General features: G+C 72.1%; 9 protein-coding genes. 1 reads left to right on the top strand and 8 read right to left on the bottom strand.

Going from position 1 to position 16,649, the window contains the following annotated elements:
- Positions 1-92 precede the first annotated feature (92 nt).
- The 4 genes from OHB41_RS41045 to OHB41_RS41030 all read right to left on the bottom strand — a co-directional run bounded on the left by OHB41_RS41045 (position 93) and on the right by OHB41_RS41030 (position 6,551).
- A complete protein-coding gene (locus OHB41_RS41045; RefSeq protein WP_266704885.1) occupies positions 93-2,450 on the bottom strand; it encodes a GH92 family glycosyl hydrolase in 2,358 nt (785 codons plus the stop codon).
- A 203-nt stretch (positions 2,451-2,653) separates the two neighbouring features.
- Positions 2,654-4,489 carry a GMC family oxidoreductase gene (locus OHB41_RS41040; RefSeq protein WP_266704883.1) on the bottom strand — a complete coding sequence of 612 codons (1,836 nt, stop codon included), beginning with the start codon at positions 4,487-4,489 and terminating at the stop codon, positions 2,654-2,656.
- Positions 4,486-5,868: a tocopherol cyclase family protein gene (locus OHB41_RS41035; RefSeq protein ID WP_266704881.1), complete on the bottom strand. Its 1,383-nt coding sequence runs from the start codon at positions 5,866-5,868 to the stop codon at positions 4,486-4,488. The genes OHB41_RS41040 and OHB41_RS41035 overlap by 4 nt, the downstream gene beginning before the upstream one ends.
- Complete coding sequence (locus OHB41_RS41030; RefSeq protein ID WP_266704879.1) at positions 5,865-6,551, bottom strand: FadR/GntR family transcriptional regulator; 687 nt, start codon at positions 6,549-6,551, stop codon at positions 5,865-5,867. The genes OHB41_RS41035 and OHB41_RS41030 overlap by 4 nt, the downstream gene beginning before the upstream one ends.
- A 510-nt stretch (positions 6,552-7,061) precedes the next feature.
- On the opposite strand from OHB41_RS41030, the gene OHB41_RS41025 reads away from it, so the two are divergent.
- Entirely contained in the window at positions 7,062-8,219 is a 1,158-nt protein-coding gene (locus OHB41_RS41025; RefSeq protein ID WP_266704877.1) for an alpha/beta hydrolase, read from the top strand.
- 126 nt (positions 8,220-8,345) lie between these two features.
- Here the strand turns inward: OHB41_RS41025 and OHB41_RS41020 are convergent, their stop codons facing one another.
- The 4 genes from OHB41_RS41020 to OHB41_RS41005 form a co-directional block, all read right to left on the bottom strand.
- A complete protein-coding gene (locus OHB41_RS41020) occupies positions 8,346-9,755 on the bottom strand; it encodes an FG-GAP-like repeat-containing protein (RefSeq protein WP_266704875.1) in 1,410 nt (469 codons plus the stop codon).
- 173 nt (positions 9,756-9,928) lie between these two features.
- Positions 9,929-10,627, bottom strand: a complete 699-nt coding sequence (locus OHB41_RS41015) for an SDR family NAD(P)-dependent oxidoreductase (protein WP_266704873.1) — start codon at positions 10,625-10,627, stop codon at positions 9,929-9,931.
- A 180-nt stretch (positions 10,628-10,807) separates the two neighbouring features.
- Positions 10,808-13,789 (bottom strand): glycoside hydrolase family 2 TIM barrel-domain containing protein, encoded by a 2,982-nt coding sequence (locus OHB41_RS41010; RefSeq protein ID WP_266704871.1) that lies wholly within the window; start codon positions 13,787-13,789, stop codon positions 10,808-10,810.
- A 110-nt stretch (positions 13,790-13,899) separates the two neighbouring features.
- Positions 13,900-16,638 carry a glycoside hydrolase family 38 N-terminal domain-containing protein gene (locus OHB41_RS41005; protein WP_266704869.1) on the bottom strand — a complete coding sequence of 913 codons (2,739 nt, stop codon included), beginning with the start codon at positions 16,636-16,638 and terminating at the stop codon, positions 13,900-13,902.
- Positions 16,639-16,649: the final 11 nt, after the last annotated feature.

Here is a 16,649-nt window from a genome sequence, read left to right as displayed (position 1 = left end):
AACGCGGACGCGGCACCCGCCCCGCCCGTCCTTCGACCAGGGCGTGGGCGGGTGCCGCGTCCGTCACTTCCGGACGTGAGCCAGGTGCCGGCTCACCCCGCGGGCTGCAGAGCGGGCGGGGCCGCGTCGGCGGACGTCCCCCACGCGGACGGTTCGGCGCCGACTGTGAAGGAGAGCGACCGCACGTGCCGGAGCGACTCGGTCGTCAGATACGTACGTCCGTAGGCGGAGCCGTCCACCCGCGCCGACTGGATGTAGCGGTGCTGGTCCGAGCTGCCCGGTGCCGTCACGGTCAGGGCGCCGCGCGGGTAGTAGCGCCGGTCGAGCCTCAGATCGACCCGCTCGAAGACGGGCGTCGACAGGCCCCAGGTGTCGTAGCCGGGCTGCACCGGGAAGATCCCGATGGACGAGAGCACGTTCCACGCGGACATCGTGCCGAGGTCGTCGTTGCCGGTCATGCCGGTCGGCGCGTCCGTGAACAGCGTCAGCGCGGCATGCACCACGTCGGTCGTCTTCCAGGGCTGTCCGGTCGACAGATAGGTGTAAGGGGCGATGAGGTCGGGCTCGTTCTGCGGGTTGTACTTGTCCGCGTTGTAGTAGTCGTACGGGCCGTTGACCCACACCTCGCGGGCCGTCTTCGCCGGGTCCTTCAGCAACTGGTCGTACGCGAAGAACGAGTCGAGGCGGTCGTTGGCCGCCTGCGTGCCGCCGATCAGGTCGACCATCCCGGGCAGGTCCTGCGGCACGAGCCACTGGTACTGCCAGGCCGTACCCTCGTGGAAGCCCTCGCTCAGGGCCGGGTCCGCCGGTCCGGTGAAGGCGCCCGAGGCGTCCCGCGCGCGGAAGAAGCCGGTCGAACCGTCGAAGATCTTCCGGTAGTTCCGGGACCGTGCGGCATAGCGCGCCGCGTCCGCGTCATGACCCAGATCCCGTGCCATCGCGCCGAGCATGGCGTCGGACAGCGCGTACTCCAGGGTCGCGGAGGCTCCGTGGTCGTAGTCCGAGTCGCCGGGCTTCGCGTGCGGGCGGTCCTTGACGTAGGGCGCGAAGCCGTTCGCGATGTACTCCTTGTTGGCCTCGCGACCCACCGCGGGAGAGTCGGCGGGCGGCACCCCGTCGGCGTTCTTCTTCAGGGCGCGGTAGGCCCGCTCGGCGTATCCGCCGGGCCCCTTGAGCAGGCCCTGCTGGTAGGCGTTGGTCAGGAAGGGGGTGACCGGGTCGCCGGTCATGATGTTCGTCTCCACCGTGCCGTAGCCCCACTTGGGCAGCCAGCCGCTGTCCTCGTCGATCTTGATGACGGAGATCGCCATGTCCCGGGCCTCACGCGGCGCGAGCAGGGCGAGGAGTTGCGACTGGGTGCGATAGGTGTCCCACAGCGACCAGTTCTGGTAGTAGGTGAAGCCCTGTGCGCGGTGGATCCGCTGGTCCCAGCCGGTGTAGCGGCCGTCGGCGTCACTGCCGATGTTGGGTGCGAGGAAGGACCGGTAGAGCGACGAGTAGAACGTGCGGCGCAGGGTGTCACCGCCTCCCTGGGCACGTACGGCGCCGAGCCGGTCCTCCCACGCGCGGTTCGCCGCACGCCGGACGGAGTCGAACGAACGGCCCCCCTCGGAACGGAGGTTGAGGGCGGCGCCGCGGGCGTCCACGTACGACAGCGCGGTGGTCGCCTCGACCGTCCGGTCCTTGGTCGTGTCGAAGCGGACGAAGGCGCCGCCTCGTCCCGTGCTCACGGACTCCTTGGAACCCTCGGTGACGGTGTCGCCGTTCCAGGTGCCCGAGGTGGTGAACGGACGGTCGAAGCGGGTGACCGTGTAGACGGTGTACGGCTTGGTGTCCTGGCAGAAGCCGCTGCCGGTGATGGCGGTGCGCACCGTGCGGTGGTCGAGGATCTCGACCTTGGTGGAGATCGTCCTGTGCAGTGACTGTCCCGCGTTGAGCAGGACGTTGGCCTTGTCCGTGGCCGGGAAGGTGTAGCGCTGCACACCGGTCCGGGCGGTCGCGGTGAGTTCGGCCTCGATGCCGGTCTTCAGACCGACCCGGTAGGAGCCGGGGGCGGCCTGCTCGCTGTCATGACTGAACTCGGCCTCGTACTTGGCGTAGTCCGTCTCCGTGACCTCACCCGTGGTCGGCAGCACGGGAAGATCGCCGCCCAGGCCGCAGCCGACGCCCGAGAGGTGGACGAGGGAGAAGCCCCGGATGTGGTTCTGGGAGTAGTCGTAGCCGGTGTTGTGCCCGGTGTCCGGCGAGAACTGCACCATGCCGAAGGGCACGGCGGCGCCGGGATAGGTATTGCCCTCGTTCTCCGTTCCGATGAACGGATTGACCAGATCGGTGAGCGGGGAGCTCGGCGGGACGGCCGCCCGGGCCGCCGGAACCGCCAGGGAGCTGCCGAGGAGCATGGCGGTCGCCACCGCCATCCCCGCACCGCGCAGCCGTTGAGTCCATCTCATGGGCGGGAACGCCTCCTCAAAGCCTGGACAACGTTGTCAAAGCGTGGAGCGCGATCATTCTTCGTCGTGTACACGTAATCGTCAAGTACTCCGGACGGACGGGCAGTTCGTGTCCCGGACGGGCAACCGGGGTTCCCCCGGTGCCGTTGCCCGCCGGATCCGTCGTCCACGCTCCGCGTCGGCCGGTCACGACGCCGGAGCGTTCAGCCCGTTGCCTCCAGCCAGGTCTCCGAGATCGCCAGCGCCACCGCCATGATGCTCAGTTGCGGATTGACCTCAGGACAGCCGGGCAGGACGGAACCGTCCACGACGAGGATCCCGTGGGCGCCGCGCAGCCGGCCCTCGGGGTCGACGGGAGCGCGCTGCGGATCGCCGCCCGCGGCGACCGTGCCGGTCGGATGGAACGCCGAGAGGTGCAGGTTCCGCGCGGTCACCCCGGTGAGCAGTTCGTCGAGTTCGGCCAGTGAGCGGGCGCGCGGGGCGGAGGGGACGCCGGTGAGGACCTCCTCGGCGCCGGCCGCGAGGAGCAGGCGGCCCATGGCGTGTACGGCCGTCATCAGCCGTGCCCCGTCACGGGGGTCCAGGTCGTAGCGGACGAGGGTACGGTCCCGGCCCTGGACCCGTCCGGACGGACGGTCCGCGATCATGGCACCGAGTGTCGCGAGGCGTTCCGCGTCCTCCAGTTCGCGCCGCAGCTCGCGCCCGAGACCGGGGAGGACGAAACTTCCCATGCCGGGCGGGCTCGCGGTCGCCTCGATGAGGATGCCGCGGTCGTGCAGTTCCTCGATTCCGGCACTCTGCAGGACGCCCCGCCAGGCGGTGACCGGCTCGGCGAAGCGTCCCGCGACGCTGGTGGCCGGGTGCACGCTGAGGTTGCGGCCGAGCCGCAGGTGGCCGCCGAGTCCGGAGCGGCGCAGCAGAGGCGGGGTCCCCAATGTGCCGGCCGCCGTCACGACGAGCGGGCTGAGGATCTCCAGTTCGCTGCCGTCCGGCCGCCGCGCCCGCACGCCGGCCGCGCGCGGGGCTCCCGGTCCGTCGGGGTCGAGGAGGATGCGCCGGACCCGTGCGCCCGTGACGATCCGGGCCCCCGCGGCGCACGCGGCGGGCAGGACGGAGAGCTGCACGCTCTGCTTGGCACCGGTGGGACAACCGACCACGCATTGGCACGAGCCCTTGCAGCCGGGGGCGTTGCGCCGCAGCGGACCGGCCCGCCAGCCGAGGCGTTCGGCGCCGGAGAGCGCCAACAGGCCGTTGTTCCCCAGTACGTCGAGGGGCTGGGTGGCGACGCGGAGGGTGCGCTCGACCTCGTCGAGACGGGCTCCGAGGCCCTCCGCGAGACCGAATCCGTAGACCCGGCTCCACCGGGCCAGCACGTGATCCGGAGTCCGGTAGCAGGTACCGGAGTTGACCACGGTGGTGCCGCCGACCGCGCGGCCGACCGGCAGCAGGAGTGGTGGGTTGCCCAGCGCCATGGTGGCACCGCCGTCCCGGTACAGGTCGGTGAAACGGTCGAGCGGCGCCCGGCGTCCGAACGAAGCCGTCGAGTGGTGCTCGCCCTCTTCCAGGACGACGACGCTCATTCCGGCGCGCGCGAACGTCCTCGCGGCCACGGCGCCGCCCGCCCCGGACCCGATGACCACCACGTCGGCGGTGGAACGCGCCGGCCACGCGTGCGCCGGGGTGCAGTCGAGGGGCGGGTCCTGCGGAGGTGACAGGGGAGCCGGCACGGACGGCATGCGTTCGGTGCCCGCCGCCAGCATCACCGGCACCTTGAGGACGTCGAGCAGGGGGACGAGACGCGGGTGTGCGGCGAGCGAGCGCAGCACACGCTCGCGTTCGTCGGGACCGAGTGCGGCCAGCCGCCTGCCGGTGCGCGCCAGGGCGTACGCCTCCACGGCCGCGGCGGCGGTGCGCACCCCGGCCCTGGCCGGGCGGGGCAGCGCCGCGAGCACCGTGCCGAGGCGGCGCGGCACGCGGGCGGGCCAGGCCTGCTCGCCGTCGTCGGCGAGCAGCGCGGCGACGAGTCCCTCGGCGGTCATCGCTCGCCTGACTCGGCGTGCGCGGTGCCGTCCAGCACCCAGGACCGCTCCGGGCGCCATCGGCCCCACCAGCGTTCCAGCACGACGCGGGCGTCGGCGGACTCGCTGTTGCGGCACACCGCGCGGGCTCCGTCAGGGTCGCGGTACTCGAGGGTGAGGGTCCGCTCGGGGGGCTGTTCGACCTCGACGCGGATGCGGCGCAGCGCGGTGCGGCCGGTGACCGTCCATCGTGGCAGCCCGAACCCGGCGCGGAACCGTCCGAGGCCCAGCCAGCCGATCGCGGACCGCTCCGCCCGCCGTGGCCAGGTCCGCTCTCCACGGCGCAGGCGCAGGAAGACCAGCGGAGGAAGCCGCCGCAGACCGGGCCTGGTGGACACCGCCGCGACGATCTCCAGGACGTCGCCGCCGCCCAGATCCGCGTGGAGCCAGGTCCACCGGTGCGCGTTGCCGTGCCCGTAGATGCGGGCCGAGGCGCCGGGCGCGCCGCGCAGGGTCAAGGTGTCCTGTCCGTACGAGAACACGCCGTCGTACGTGGCCCGCGCGGCCGGCAGCATCTGGGCGGCGGGGAGCAGCGACCGGCGCCAGGACCAGCGGGGGAAGGTGAACAGACTCTCCCCCTCCGGATGTTCACTGATCTTCCAGTGGAAGTCGTCGGCGCTGCCCGTCAGTTGCCCAGGGGCGGCGGTGACGGAGTCGCCCTCGAATCCGACCGTCGGGCGGGTCCAGGGGACGGGCCCGAAACGGGCGTGTCGCACCTCCCCCTCGCGGGGAAACGCCGCGACCCATCCGTGGGCGAACGCCTCGGAGCCGTCGGCGGGCGCGGTCACCTCGTGGTGCAGCCATACGCCGGTGCCGCTCGCCGGGTCGGTCAGCGTGGTGTACCAGACCTCGGTGCGGCCCGGTGTGCCGTTCCAGCGCGGTGCGAAGTGCTCGGCGTGGTCCTCGCGGCGGGGAAAGCGGAAGCTGAGGAGGAACGGTGCCAGACCGGTCGTGAGGGGGAACCGCAGGACGCCTTCGCCGGCCCGCTTGCCCCCTTCGTACAGCGTGACCGGCAGGACGGTCATCGACGCGACCGGGTGGCGTGCCGTGACGGACTTCCAGCCGTCCAGTACGAGGGTGCGGCCGTCGGCGGTGAAGGTGAGCCGGTAGCGGATGCGTCTCCTGGCGAGTGGTGAGATCTCCAACTCGCCCCCCTCGCAGGGCGCGTCGGCGATACCGGCGATCCGCACCCGGCCGGTCAGGCGCGCCCGGGTCGTGCGGTGCGGGCGCAGTACTTCTTCGGTCTCGGCGCGCAGGTCGAGGCGTATGCGGCGCTCCCGGCTGTCGGCGTCGAGCCGGACCGTGCCGAGCATCGTCTCGGTGAACACGGTGCCCCTCATGCGAGGTCGTCCAGCATGATGCGCTCGGTGGCCCCGAGGTAGGCGTCGGCTGCCGCGTGGGCCCCCGGGGCGTCGGCCGCCAGCACCGCCTCCACGACGGGGGACAGTCGTCCGTGGGCCGCCGCGGGGTCGGTGAAGGGAGCCCGGAGCAGGGAACGGACGGGCAGGTAGGCGTTGAACAGCGTGTTCGTCAGCAGGACGTAGACGCGATTTCCGGTCGCCCTGGCGAGGGCTCGGTGCACTTCGAGGTCGGCGAGCTGGACCGCGTCGGCGTCGTCGCCCGCCCGTACGGCTTCCAGCAGCGTGCGAAGCTCCGCCCGCTGGGCGCGAGTGGCGCGCGTGGCGGACCGTTCGGCGATCAACGCGCCGATGCTGCGCCGTACTTCGAAGATCTCGCGGACCCATTTCGCGTCGTGCCGGACCAGCATGGGCAGCAGATCCGCTCCGCCCAGCCGGGCGTAGTCGCGCACCCGGGTCCCGACGCCGTGCCGGGTTTCGAGCAGACCGGCCTGGACGAGCCGGCCGAAGGCGTGCTTGAGCGTGGTGCGGGTGACTCCGTAACCGTCGGCGAGTTGACGCTCCGGTGGCAGGTAACTCCCGGCCGGGTGAAGGCCGTCGAGTATGTCCGTGCGCAGTCGCCCCTCCAGGACGTCCACGATGGTCTCGCGGGGCAGCGCCTCCACGGTTCCTCCTCCGGTGAGTGCCCGATTGTCCAGTGGCTCAGCCACTGAACCAGTGGAGGCGCTCCGGGTCAACCCCCCGTACGGCACGGTGTCGTCGGCCTGCGCCGCTCGGAGCGTCGCCTCATGTGTGCGCCAGGGCCGCGGAGTTGGCGGTTCGGTAGGCCGGCAGGGTATCGCCCGACGCGGACCGGACCCGGCCGGCACCGTCACGCACCTGCGTCCCCGGTTTCCGCGGGTCCCGGGTCCCCTTCTCACCGCGACGTGCGGGGTCCTCTCCTCGCCGGCGCCGTGCGTCCGGGCAGCGCGGTCCCGGCGGACCCCGCCGCTGCTGGTCGCAGGGGGGGCGCCTCCGGGGCAGGACGACGGCGTCGGCGCCCATCGCCCCGCTGACGCACCCGCCGCCGCCCGCCGCCGCAGGACACTCCTGCGGCCTAACCCGGCTGGTCGGTGACCCGCGATGCGATCAGGCTGACCTGGGGGAACCTACGATCACGTTGGGAATCCGCACACATGACAGCCTCGCAACGACGGCCGATATCCCGCAGGGCCCGCTACTGCGTCCTGGTCGCGCTCCTGGCCACCACCAGCGCGACGCTGAGCGCCTGTGGCGGCGACCGCGCCTCCGACAGGAGCACGACGGTGACAGCCGCCGTGGGCGACCAGGTGAAGGCGAAGTACGTCGCCTGTGGCACGCCGCCGGTGAAGCTCGAGAAGACCGACCAGGACTTCCTCGACGGTCTCGCGGCAGCCGGTGGCCCGCCGCTGTACGAGATGTCGTACAACGCCGCCCGAGAGGTGCTGAACAAGCTGCAGGCGGGGCCGGTGGACATGCTGCCCGCGCAGATCAGCGAGCGGACCGTGCCCGGCGGTCCGACCGGCCCGGTGTCCGTTCACGTCGTCCGCCCCGACGGCGTCAAGGGCGACCTGCCCGGCATCGTCTACATCCATGGTGGCGGATGGGTCCTGGGCAACTTCGCGACCCACGAACGCCTGGTCCGGCAGCTGGCCGACGGTGCCCGCGCGGCTGTCGTCTTCGTCGACTACACCCCCTCCCCCGAGGCCCGGTTCCCGGTACCGGTCGAGCAGGCCTACGCCGTCGCCCAGTGGGTGGCCGGCCACGGCCGGGAGATCGGCGTCGACGGCAGCCGTCTGGCGGTGGCCGGCGACTCGGTGGGCGGCGACATGACCGCGGCCGTCACCCTGATGGCCAAGCAGCGCGGCGGCCCGCACTTCCGGCAGCAGGTCATGCTCTACCCCGTCACGGACGCCGATTTCGACACGGCCTCCTACCACCGCTTCGCCGAGAACTGCTGGCTCACCCGGCCGGCCATGAAGTGGTTCTGGGACGCCTACGCGCCTCGCGCGGCCGATCGGGACAACCCCCTGGCCTCGCCGCTGCGGGCCACCGTCGACCAGCTGCGCGGACTGCCGCCCGCGCTGATGATCACCGATTCCGATGTGCTGCTCGACGCGGCCAACGCCTACGCCGCCAAGCTGCGCTCGGCCGGTGTGCCGGTCACCTCGTCCCACCACGCCGGTGTCACCCACGACTTCATGATGCTCAACGCGCTGGCGGACACCGCGGCCGCCAAGGAGGCCGTCGCCCAGGCCACCGCGGCACTGCGCGACGCGCTGTACGCGTCGGCCGACACCGGCGCCGGCAAGTAGCCGGACCTCCGTCGTCCCCTTCGTCCCGTCGTCCTCCTCGTCCCGCGAGCGGGTCCGGCGCACTCGCTGGTCTCCACGGCGAGTGCGCCGCCGACGTCGAGGACTCCCTTCCGTCCGTCGCGTCCGTCAGTGGTGGAAGGCGGAGCCGAGGAGCGCGCCGGGCACGGGGGCGGCGAGTGTGCCCGGTCCGAAGCTCACCGAGCCGGTCGCGGTGACGCCGGAGGCGTTGGTGGCGAAGACCCACACCGCGCCGGAACCGGTGTTCTCCTGCGGCGCCGAGACGGCGACGTACCGGCCGACGACGGCGGTGCGGCTGCCGAACCGGTCACCGTTCTCGACGGTACCGGGCACACCGGCGGTGTTCTGGCTGAAGACCTGGGCCCCGGTCCCGGTGAGACCCGACGCGCTCCCCTTGAGGACCGCGAAGGTGCCCCCGTCGGTCCGGCCGGCGAGATCCTCGCCGGGGATCCCGGCGACGACGTCGGCGTACCCGTCACCGGTGACGTCGCCGACCGACACACCGGTGCCGAAACCGTCGCCGCTCTCTCCCGTCCCGGGGACGCCGGCGGTGTTCTGGCCGATCAGCGTGGCCCGCGACGCGAATCCGCCCGCCGTACCCCGCACCACACCCACGAGGCCGCCGCCCGCCGCCGTACTGCGGCCGAAGACGACGTCCTGGCGGCCGTCGCCGTTGACGTCACCGAGGGCGACGCTGTCCGCGGACACGGTGTCGGGGGAGGCGATCGACGGTCCCGCCACCAAACCCTTCCCGGTGCCCCTGAAGAGTTGCAGATGCGGCGGCGGAAGCTCGCCTCCGTCGTCCGAGTCCCACGAACCGCTGCTGACGACCAGGTCCGTCCTGCCGTCGCCGTCCACATCGCCCGCCTCCATCGCGTAGAGACGGACGTCCAGGTCGACGAGCGGCCCGGTGCGGGCCGCCTCGCCGGTGCGGCTGAAGGGCCCGTAGCGCATACGGTCGGCCGTCGCCAGATCGAGGTGCCCGTCCCCGTCGAAGTCACCGGCCCTGGTCTCCGACCGGCCCTCGCCGATGACGGAGGCGGCGATGAGGCCGCCCACGCTTCCCCACAGGACGGTGTGCCGCCCGGCGTCTCGCACGCTGCCGATGTCCTCGCCCGGGGATCCGACGACGAGATCGGTGAAGCCGTCGCCGTCCAGGTCGGCCGCCGTGAGGTCGCTGCCGAAGCGGTCACCCGTCTCCGCCGTGCCGGGTATGCCGTACCGGTCCTGGCTGATCACCTGGCGCTTGACGCCGTCGGGGCCCTCGGCCATGCCGTAGACGACGGAGAAGTACCCGGCCTGGGACCTGCCGTTCACGGTGCCGCCCGGAGCGCCGATCGCGACGTCGGGGTATCCGTCACCGTCGAAGTCGGCCCGCACGGAGCCCGCGGCACCGGCCGCGAGGGCAGCCACGGAGGCGTCCTCGCCGTAGGACACCGCGGGGGTCGCCCCGGTCACGGCGACGACGACGGCCGCGGCCACGGCGGCGGCGGACCTGTGGAGTCTTCGAGAGGACAAGATGCACCCCTAGGGCTGGAAAGCGGTGGGCCGCGCTTCGCGCACGCTCGCAACCACCTTGACCCTCAAGGGACGTGAAGGGTTGTACGCCGTCCCTTCACCTCGGGTTCACCTGGGAGACCCGCGCTGCCGGAGCCAGTTCGGGTCAGGGTCAGGGTCAGGGTCAGGACAGCTCAGGTCAGGTCGATCGGGCCGGTGCGGTCGATGAACCGTCCCGAGCCCGCGCCGGGCCCTTCGGTGGCGAGACGCACGATCGCGTCCGTGCCCTCGGTGACGGACTGGGGCCCGCTGTGGCCGTTGAGATCGGTCGCGGTGTAGCCGGGGTCGGCGGCGTTGACCCGAATGTCCTTCAGTGCCTTGGCGTACTGGGTGGTCAGCATCGTGAGGGCCGCCTTCGAGGCGGTGTAGAGGGGCGCGACGACGGAGGACTCGACACGCGACGGGTCGTGGGTGATGGCCAGTGATCCCATACCGCTGCTGACGTTGACGACGACCGGGTCGGGCGACCGGCGCAGCAGCGGGAGGAAGGCGTTGGTCGTCCGGACGACACCGAAGACGTTGACGTCGAAGACGCCGAGCGCGTCCGGGCCCGTCAGGTCGCTCGGGTCACCGTGCGGACCGTGGACGCCCGCGTTGTTGACGAGAACGTCGAGCACGCCTTCGTGTGCGGCGACGTCGGAGGCCGCGGCGGCCACGGAGGCGTCGTCGGTGACGTCGATACGGACGAATCGCGCGCCCAGCGCGGTGGCGGCCGCCCTGCCGCGTTCGGGATCGCGGGCTCCCATGATCACGGTGTGACCGAGTGCGATGAGGCGGCGGGAGGTCTCGTAGCCGAGTCCCTTGTTGGCTCCGGTGATGAACGTGGTGGTCATGCGTCGATCGTCCCCAGCGCGCCGGCGCCCCGCCAGTGACGCTCCTGCCCAGGGACCGGCAGTACCAGGATCGGATCTCCTCACCGCTGTCGTGGTCCATGGTGGGGCGGGCCCGTACCTCACCCACCCCACCGTGGACCGCGACGGCGGTGTCCCGGGCGCCGTTCGAGCGCCCCTTCGTCAGGCCGCCGAGACGCGCAGCCTGATCGTGCGGGATTCGGGGCGGAGCGCGAACTCGGGCCACACATCCGGTCCGCAGGCGCGTGAGCCGAGTCCGTGCTGGGCCGCGTCGACGATCAGGTGACTCGTGGTCGAACCCGGCAGCTCGAAGGGGTGTTCGGCTCGGGCGATCTGCTGCGGGGTGTGGCGGCTGAGCGTGAACCCGGGACGGCGTCCCCGCGTGTCCGGCACGGTCGTGAGGCGCAGTACCTCGGTGCCGGCACTCGTCAGCGTCAGCTGCCGCACCCCGGAGCGGTGCCCGGTCTCCTGGGGGCGCGCGTAGTCGACGGAGAGGTCGCCGACGGTGGAGGAGAAGCGCCCGGTGCGTGCCGCGCGCAGGCTGTCGGGGTAGGACTCCAGCGGTCCGAGACCGAACCACTGGGCGCCGTCGACGGGGGCCGTGCCGTCGGGCAGGTCGAAGCGGATCCCGATCCGCGGCCACACCGTCCGCCAACCGCGCGAGGGCTCGATCTCCACCCGCAGTTCGAGCTCGTCGCCCTCGATCGACCAGACGGTCTCCACCGTCACCGACGATCCGGAGTTCGCGGCGGAGACCTTGGAGATCGTGCGCAGGGCCTCGGCGGTGTGCTCCACGGAGACCCGTCGTACGGTCAGCCGGTCGAGGCCGTCGGCACGCCACAGTGCGGCCTGGGAGACCCCGGCGACGGCGGCGTCGCTCTCCTCGACCTCGTCGGACGCGGCTTCGTCGTTGTCGGTCGGGGCACGGAACAGTTCAAGGCGCGGGCCCGTCACGGGCCGGCCGGCGAGCCGTACGAGGGACCCGTCGACGAATTCGGCGATGCCGAGGGTCAGCGTTCCGTCGCTGTGCCGCCAGTCGGTACGGGAGCGGACACCGGGCGCGGGACGACGGGCCGAACGGTCGAGCTGGGCGGTGGCGATCACATGCCCGGCGCTCGCCCAGGCGGTGTCGGCCGCCAGCACGGCGTCGACGGTGAGCCATGTCTCCGCGTCGTGCGCCACCGTGACCGATGGAAGCTTCACCCGCCCCGACTCGCCCGCCGCGACGACGGGGACCTCCATGTCCCCGGAGTCCACGAGTGTCCCGTCGTGCTCGACGCGCCAGACGAAGCGCAGGTCGGAGGTGTCGGCGGAGTGCCGCAGGTTGGTGATCGCGACCTCGCCCGCGTCGCTGTCGAAGCTGAAGCGGACCGGCTGCACAACCGCCTTGTATTCATGGAGACTTGGCGTCGGGACGTCGTCGCTCAGCAGCATTCCGTCCATCACGAAGTTGCCGTCGTGCACGGCTTCTCCGAAGTCGCCGCCGTACGCGTAGTAGGGCGTACCGTCCGGGGTGGTCGTGAGGATGCCGTGGTCGCGCCATTCCCAGACGAAGCCGCCGTGCAGCCGGGGATACGCGTGCACCAGCGCCTCGTACTGGTCGAGCGCTCCCGGCCCGTTGCCCATCGCGTGGGCGTACTCGCAGAGCAGGAACGGCTTGGTGCGCTGCCGGGCGCTCTGCGCGGGAGTGCAGTTCATCAGCCGCGACCGTGAGTCGTCGCTTCCGATGCGCTCGGTCTCCGGCACCGTCGCGTACATCCGGGAGTAGAGGTCGGTGTACTCGCCGGTGTGGTCGCCCTCGTAGTGCACGGGTCGTCCGGTGTCGCGGGTGTGGACCCACGCCGCCATCGCGGCGAGGTTGCCGCCGGTGCCCGCCTCGTTGCCGAGGGACCAGATCACGACGCTGGGGTGGTTCTTGTCCCGTTCGAGGGTGCGCTGGATGCGGTCGAGGTACGCCTCGCGCCAGGCCGGGTCGTCGCTCGGATTGCCGGCCCAGTCGACCTTGTCGAAGCCGTGCGTCTCGAGATCGCATTCGAGGACGACCCAGAAGCCGAGTTCGTCGGCGAGGTCGAGCAGCCGGGGATGCGGTGGGTAGTGGCTGGTGCGGATCGCGTTCACGTTGAACCGCTTCATGCGGGCCAGGTCCTCGCGGGCGTGCTCCTCGTCGAAGACGCGGCCGCGCTCGGGGTGGGTCTCGTGGCGGTTCATCCCGTGGAACACGACGCGGCGGCCGTTGACCAGGAACCGGTCGCCGCGGATCTCGACCGTGCGGAACCCCACTCGCAGGGCGATGCTCTCCGCGGCGCCCGACACGGTGACGTCGTACAGCCGCGGCTGCTCGGCCGACCAGGGCTCCACCGCGTCGACGTCGAACGGGACCACGTCGGCCGGGGCGGCCCAGACCTGCTCGACGCCGAGCTCGGGGATACGGACGGTGACCGGGAACGCCGCCGCGCCGGCGCTGATCTCCGGCTCGACCCGGCCCCGCCCCTTCTCGTAACCGGCCCGCAGCCAGACGTCCTCGATGCCTCCGGCCGGCCGTGCGATCAGGGTGACGTCGCGGAAGATGCCCGGCAGCCACCACTGGTCCTGGTCCTCGAGATAGCTGGCCGCGGACCACTGGTGCACGCGCACGGCGACGACGTTGTCGCCCGGACGCACGGACGACGTGACGTCGAATTCGTGGGCGAGCCGGCTGCCGCTCGCGCCGCCTATCTCCTCGCCGTTGACCCACAGCCTGAAGAGCGACTCGACACCGTCGAACCGCAGCACGACGCGTTCGGCCCCCGCCCAGTCGGCGGGCATGTCGAAGTGGCGGCGGTAGTCGCCCGTGGGGTTCTCGTCCGGGACATGGGGCGGGTCGATCGGGAACGGGAACTGCACGTTGGTGTAGATCGGCCGGCCGTAGGCTCCGTCGCCCTGGAGAACCCAGTGGGACGGCACCGGGATGCTGTCCCAGCCGCTGTCGTCGAAGCCTTCGGCCGCGAAGTCCGCCGCCACCGGCACCGTCGGCGACAGCCGGAACCGCCAGTCCCCGTTCAGCGAACGGCTGGGGGCGTCGGAGTGCAGCCACGAGCGCGCCGCACGCAGCGCGCCACGCCCTGGGGCGGTGTCCGAAACGTATGCGGAGTTCTGGGAGGGCACTGGGTCACAACTCTTTCTTGCTGAAAAGAACGGGGATCCGAACGCCGGCGGTGTCCGCCGACTCGACCGATCGGGGCTTCGTCGCCCTCGTCGCGCGCGGTCGCCGCGGGTTACCGGACCACGACGGTTCGGATCTCCCAGGGGCCGAGGGCGAGTTCGAGTCCGTCCGCGGCCGGTGCCGTGGACAGGGGGCGGCCGAGCAGGTCGACCGTGGTGGCCTCGGTGAACACGCCGGTCACACGGACGGCCGACCCCGCGTCGCTCATGGCCACCAACCGCATCTCGGTGCCGGCTCCGCGCTCGTCGTCGGCGACGCGGCGGATGCTCGACACGAGGACGTCCCTGCCGTCGACCCGCACGCCGGTCGCGGCGGGCGGCAGTCGGCCTTCGGCGGGTGCGGTCCCGCGGATGACCAGCACGTCGTTGCGGAAGTCCTCGGCGAGGGCGACCACGTTCGCGCCCTGCCAGCCGGTCGCCGAGGGCACGACGGCGAAGCGGTTCTCGACGCGCACGCCGAGATCCTGCGCGCCCGGTGCGGGAATCTCGCTCGCCGCGGGCTCGTCCCGCAGGGGATGGATGTTGACGCTGATCGAGCCGATCGCGCGCAGCAGCGTGATGGCGAGTTCGGAGCCGTCCCCGACCAGTTCGTACTCGGTGGCGTGGTCGAGCAGGACGTTGGCGGCACCGGCCGACACGAACGCACTCGCGGGGAAGGTCGGGATCGGGTACTCGCCCCAGCCGCCCTCGGCGGTGAGCCCGCGCTCGGTGACGGCGAACTGTCCGGCGGACGCGGATCCGGCCGCCGGCTCGGGCAGCGGCACGTGGAAGCGCAGCCGGTGGTCGGCGGACTGGTTCAGGAACGACGTCGAGACGCGCACGAACGGTTCGCCCGCCCGTACCTCCACGAGCGTCTCCACCGGGGTCGGCACGGTGCGGGCGCCACGGACGTCGCGTTCGGAGGAGAGGGCCGCGGGCCACTCGTAGACCCGGGTGACCCGGATCCTGGAGCGCAGCGGGCCGTCCTCCAGAAGTTCGGTGGCGACCTCCGTGGGCTCCGACACGAGCACGTCCCGGGCCGGAGGGGCGTAGTTGTAGCTGTCGCCGCGGTCACCGCCGTCGACGAGGCGACCCACACCGTGCAGCACCGTGCCGTCGGCGCCGGTCACGTCCAGGGTGCCGTCGGCGGCGATCGTCACCTCGACCAGTCCGTTCGACAGCGTGCGGGCCGTCGCCGTCGCGGGTGCGAACCCGGTCGGGCGGGCGGGGGCGCTGTCGCTCGGTGCGACCCGGAAACTCGTGAGCCCGGCGGCGGGGACCTCCACGGGCACCAGCGCGGTCGCCCGTGCCTCCTCCAGGGTCAGCACCCGCCACTCCCCCGGATGCGCGGCGGCCGCGGCGGCGACCTCGCGGCGCAGGATCAGCAGGTCGAACGGTCCGCTGCTCGGCACCTCGGCGAGGTGGAAGACGAGCGACCCGGCGGTGAGTTCGTAGTGGTCGATCAGACGGCCGAAGAGCTCGCGGCGGTGGATGCGGCGCAGCACGCGTTCGAGCTGCGAGGCGTCCATGCGCTCGTCGGCGAGCACGGTCGGGGCCTGGGAGACGAGCTGCACGGGGTGGGCCGAGCCGTCGTCGGCGGTCGCGACGAGCACGGTTCCCTCGGGCGGGGCCACGACATCCACCTCGGCCAGGGCCGTACGCGGGAAGGGCAACGGGTTGGCGACCAGGTAACCGTCGCTCGGCACCCGGGCGGCGGGCTCGGCGACGGCGGCGTCCCGGACCGCACGGGCGGTCTGCGCGGCCTCGGCGAGACGGGCCTCGACCTGGTCGGAGGTCTCGTCGGTGCCGGAGCCGACGACCGAGTCGTGCGCGGACGACTCGATGATCTTGTGCCAGGCGAGCGAGAGGAAGGGCGAGTCGTCCCGGCCGGACCACAGGGCGTTCATCCGCTCGGCGTGGTCGACGGTGCGCTCGGCGGCGGCCATCCGCTGCTTGAGCGCGAGGCGCACGGAGAGCACGCCCGGGAGGATGTTGCCGCGCACATGGCTGCGCAGCTCGCCGGTGACGACGGCGGTGACCTCGTCGCGTACGTGCTCACGGATGTACTCGTCGAGGGTCGCGATGGTGATGGCGCGCTCCTCGCTCGACGCGCGCCGCAGCCAGGTCGCGAGCTGAGGGTCGGGCGCGTTGTGGTCGGTGCCGGCCATCGCGAGCAGCGGGTCGTCGCCCCACCGCTCGGCCGTCATCTCCGCGTACTCGCCTAGCGCGCGCCCGATCTGGTCGGGCACCAGCAGGACGTCGAGGCCGTTGTCGTAGCCGTCGAAGAGGAACTCGGTGCGCACCTCGGAGCCGTCGGGGGCGCGCCAGCGGAAGGCGTGGCCGTCGACGGAGCCCGGTACACCGCGCCACAGTGCCGCGTGCTCGATCCCGGCGCGCGCCAGGATCTGTGGCATCTGCGCGACGTGGCCGAACATGTCGGGCAGATAGCCGATGGGCATCGAGCCGCCGAGGTCCGCCGCGGCCGCCCAGCCCATCTGCAGGTTGCGCACGATGGTCTCGCCGGAGCAGAGGAACTCGTCGAGCAGGATGAGCCAGGGACCGATGGCGAGTCGGCCGCCGGCGACCAGGGCCACGACACGGTCGCGGTTCTCCGGGCGCATCTCCAGGTAGTCCTCGATCGCGGCCATCTGCCCGTCGACGGTGAACCGGAAGTCCGGGTTCGCCTCGGCTGTCTCCAGCACGGTGTCGAGAGCGGTGACGAGGCGGTGCCGGAACACCTGGAAAGGCTCGTACCATTCCCGGTCCCAGTGGAAATGGGGCACGAAAACGGCAGAGTCGGCGGAGTTCTGCATAGCGCGAGCGA

Source organism: Streptomyces sp. NBC_01571, from assembly GCF_026339875.1.
In the GTDB taxonomy this organism is placed as follows: Bacteria; Actinomycetota; Actinomycetes; order Streptomycetales; family Streptomycetaceae; genus Streptomyces.
The sequence above is the reverse complement of the archived record's forward strand: the minus strand, read 5'-3'. Positions and strand labels throughout refer to the sequence as shown.

Bases quoted from the DNA above. Each gene is read 5' to 3' on its own strand.
- OHB41_RS41045 (WP_266704885.1), bottom strand. From the start codon at position 2,450: ATGAGATGGACTCAACGGCTGCGCGGTGCGGGGATGGCGGTGGCGACC.
- OHB41_RS41040 (WP_266704883.1), bottom strand. From the start codon at position 4,489: ATGACCGCCGAGGGACTCGTCGCCGCGCTGCTCGCCGACGACGGCGAG.
- OHB41_RS41035 (WP_266704881.1), bottom strand. From the start codon at position 5,868: ATGAGGGGCACCGTGTTCACCGAGACGATGCTCGGCACGGTCCGGCTC.
- OHB41_RS41025 (WP_266704877.1), top strand. From the start codon at position 7,062: ATGACAGCCTCGCAACGACGGCCGATATCCCGCAGGGCCCGCTACTGC.
- OHB41_RS41015 (WP_266704873.1), bottom strand. From the start codon at position 10,627: ATGACCACCACGTTCATCACCGGAGCCAACAAGGGACTCGGCTACGAG.
- OHB41_RS41005 (WP_266704869.1), bottom strand. From the start codon at position 16,638: ATGCAGAACTCCGCCGACTCTGCCGTTTTCGTGCCCCATTTCCACTGG.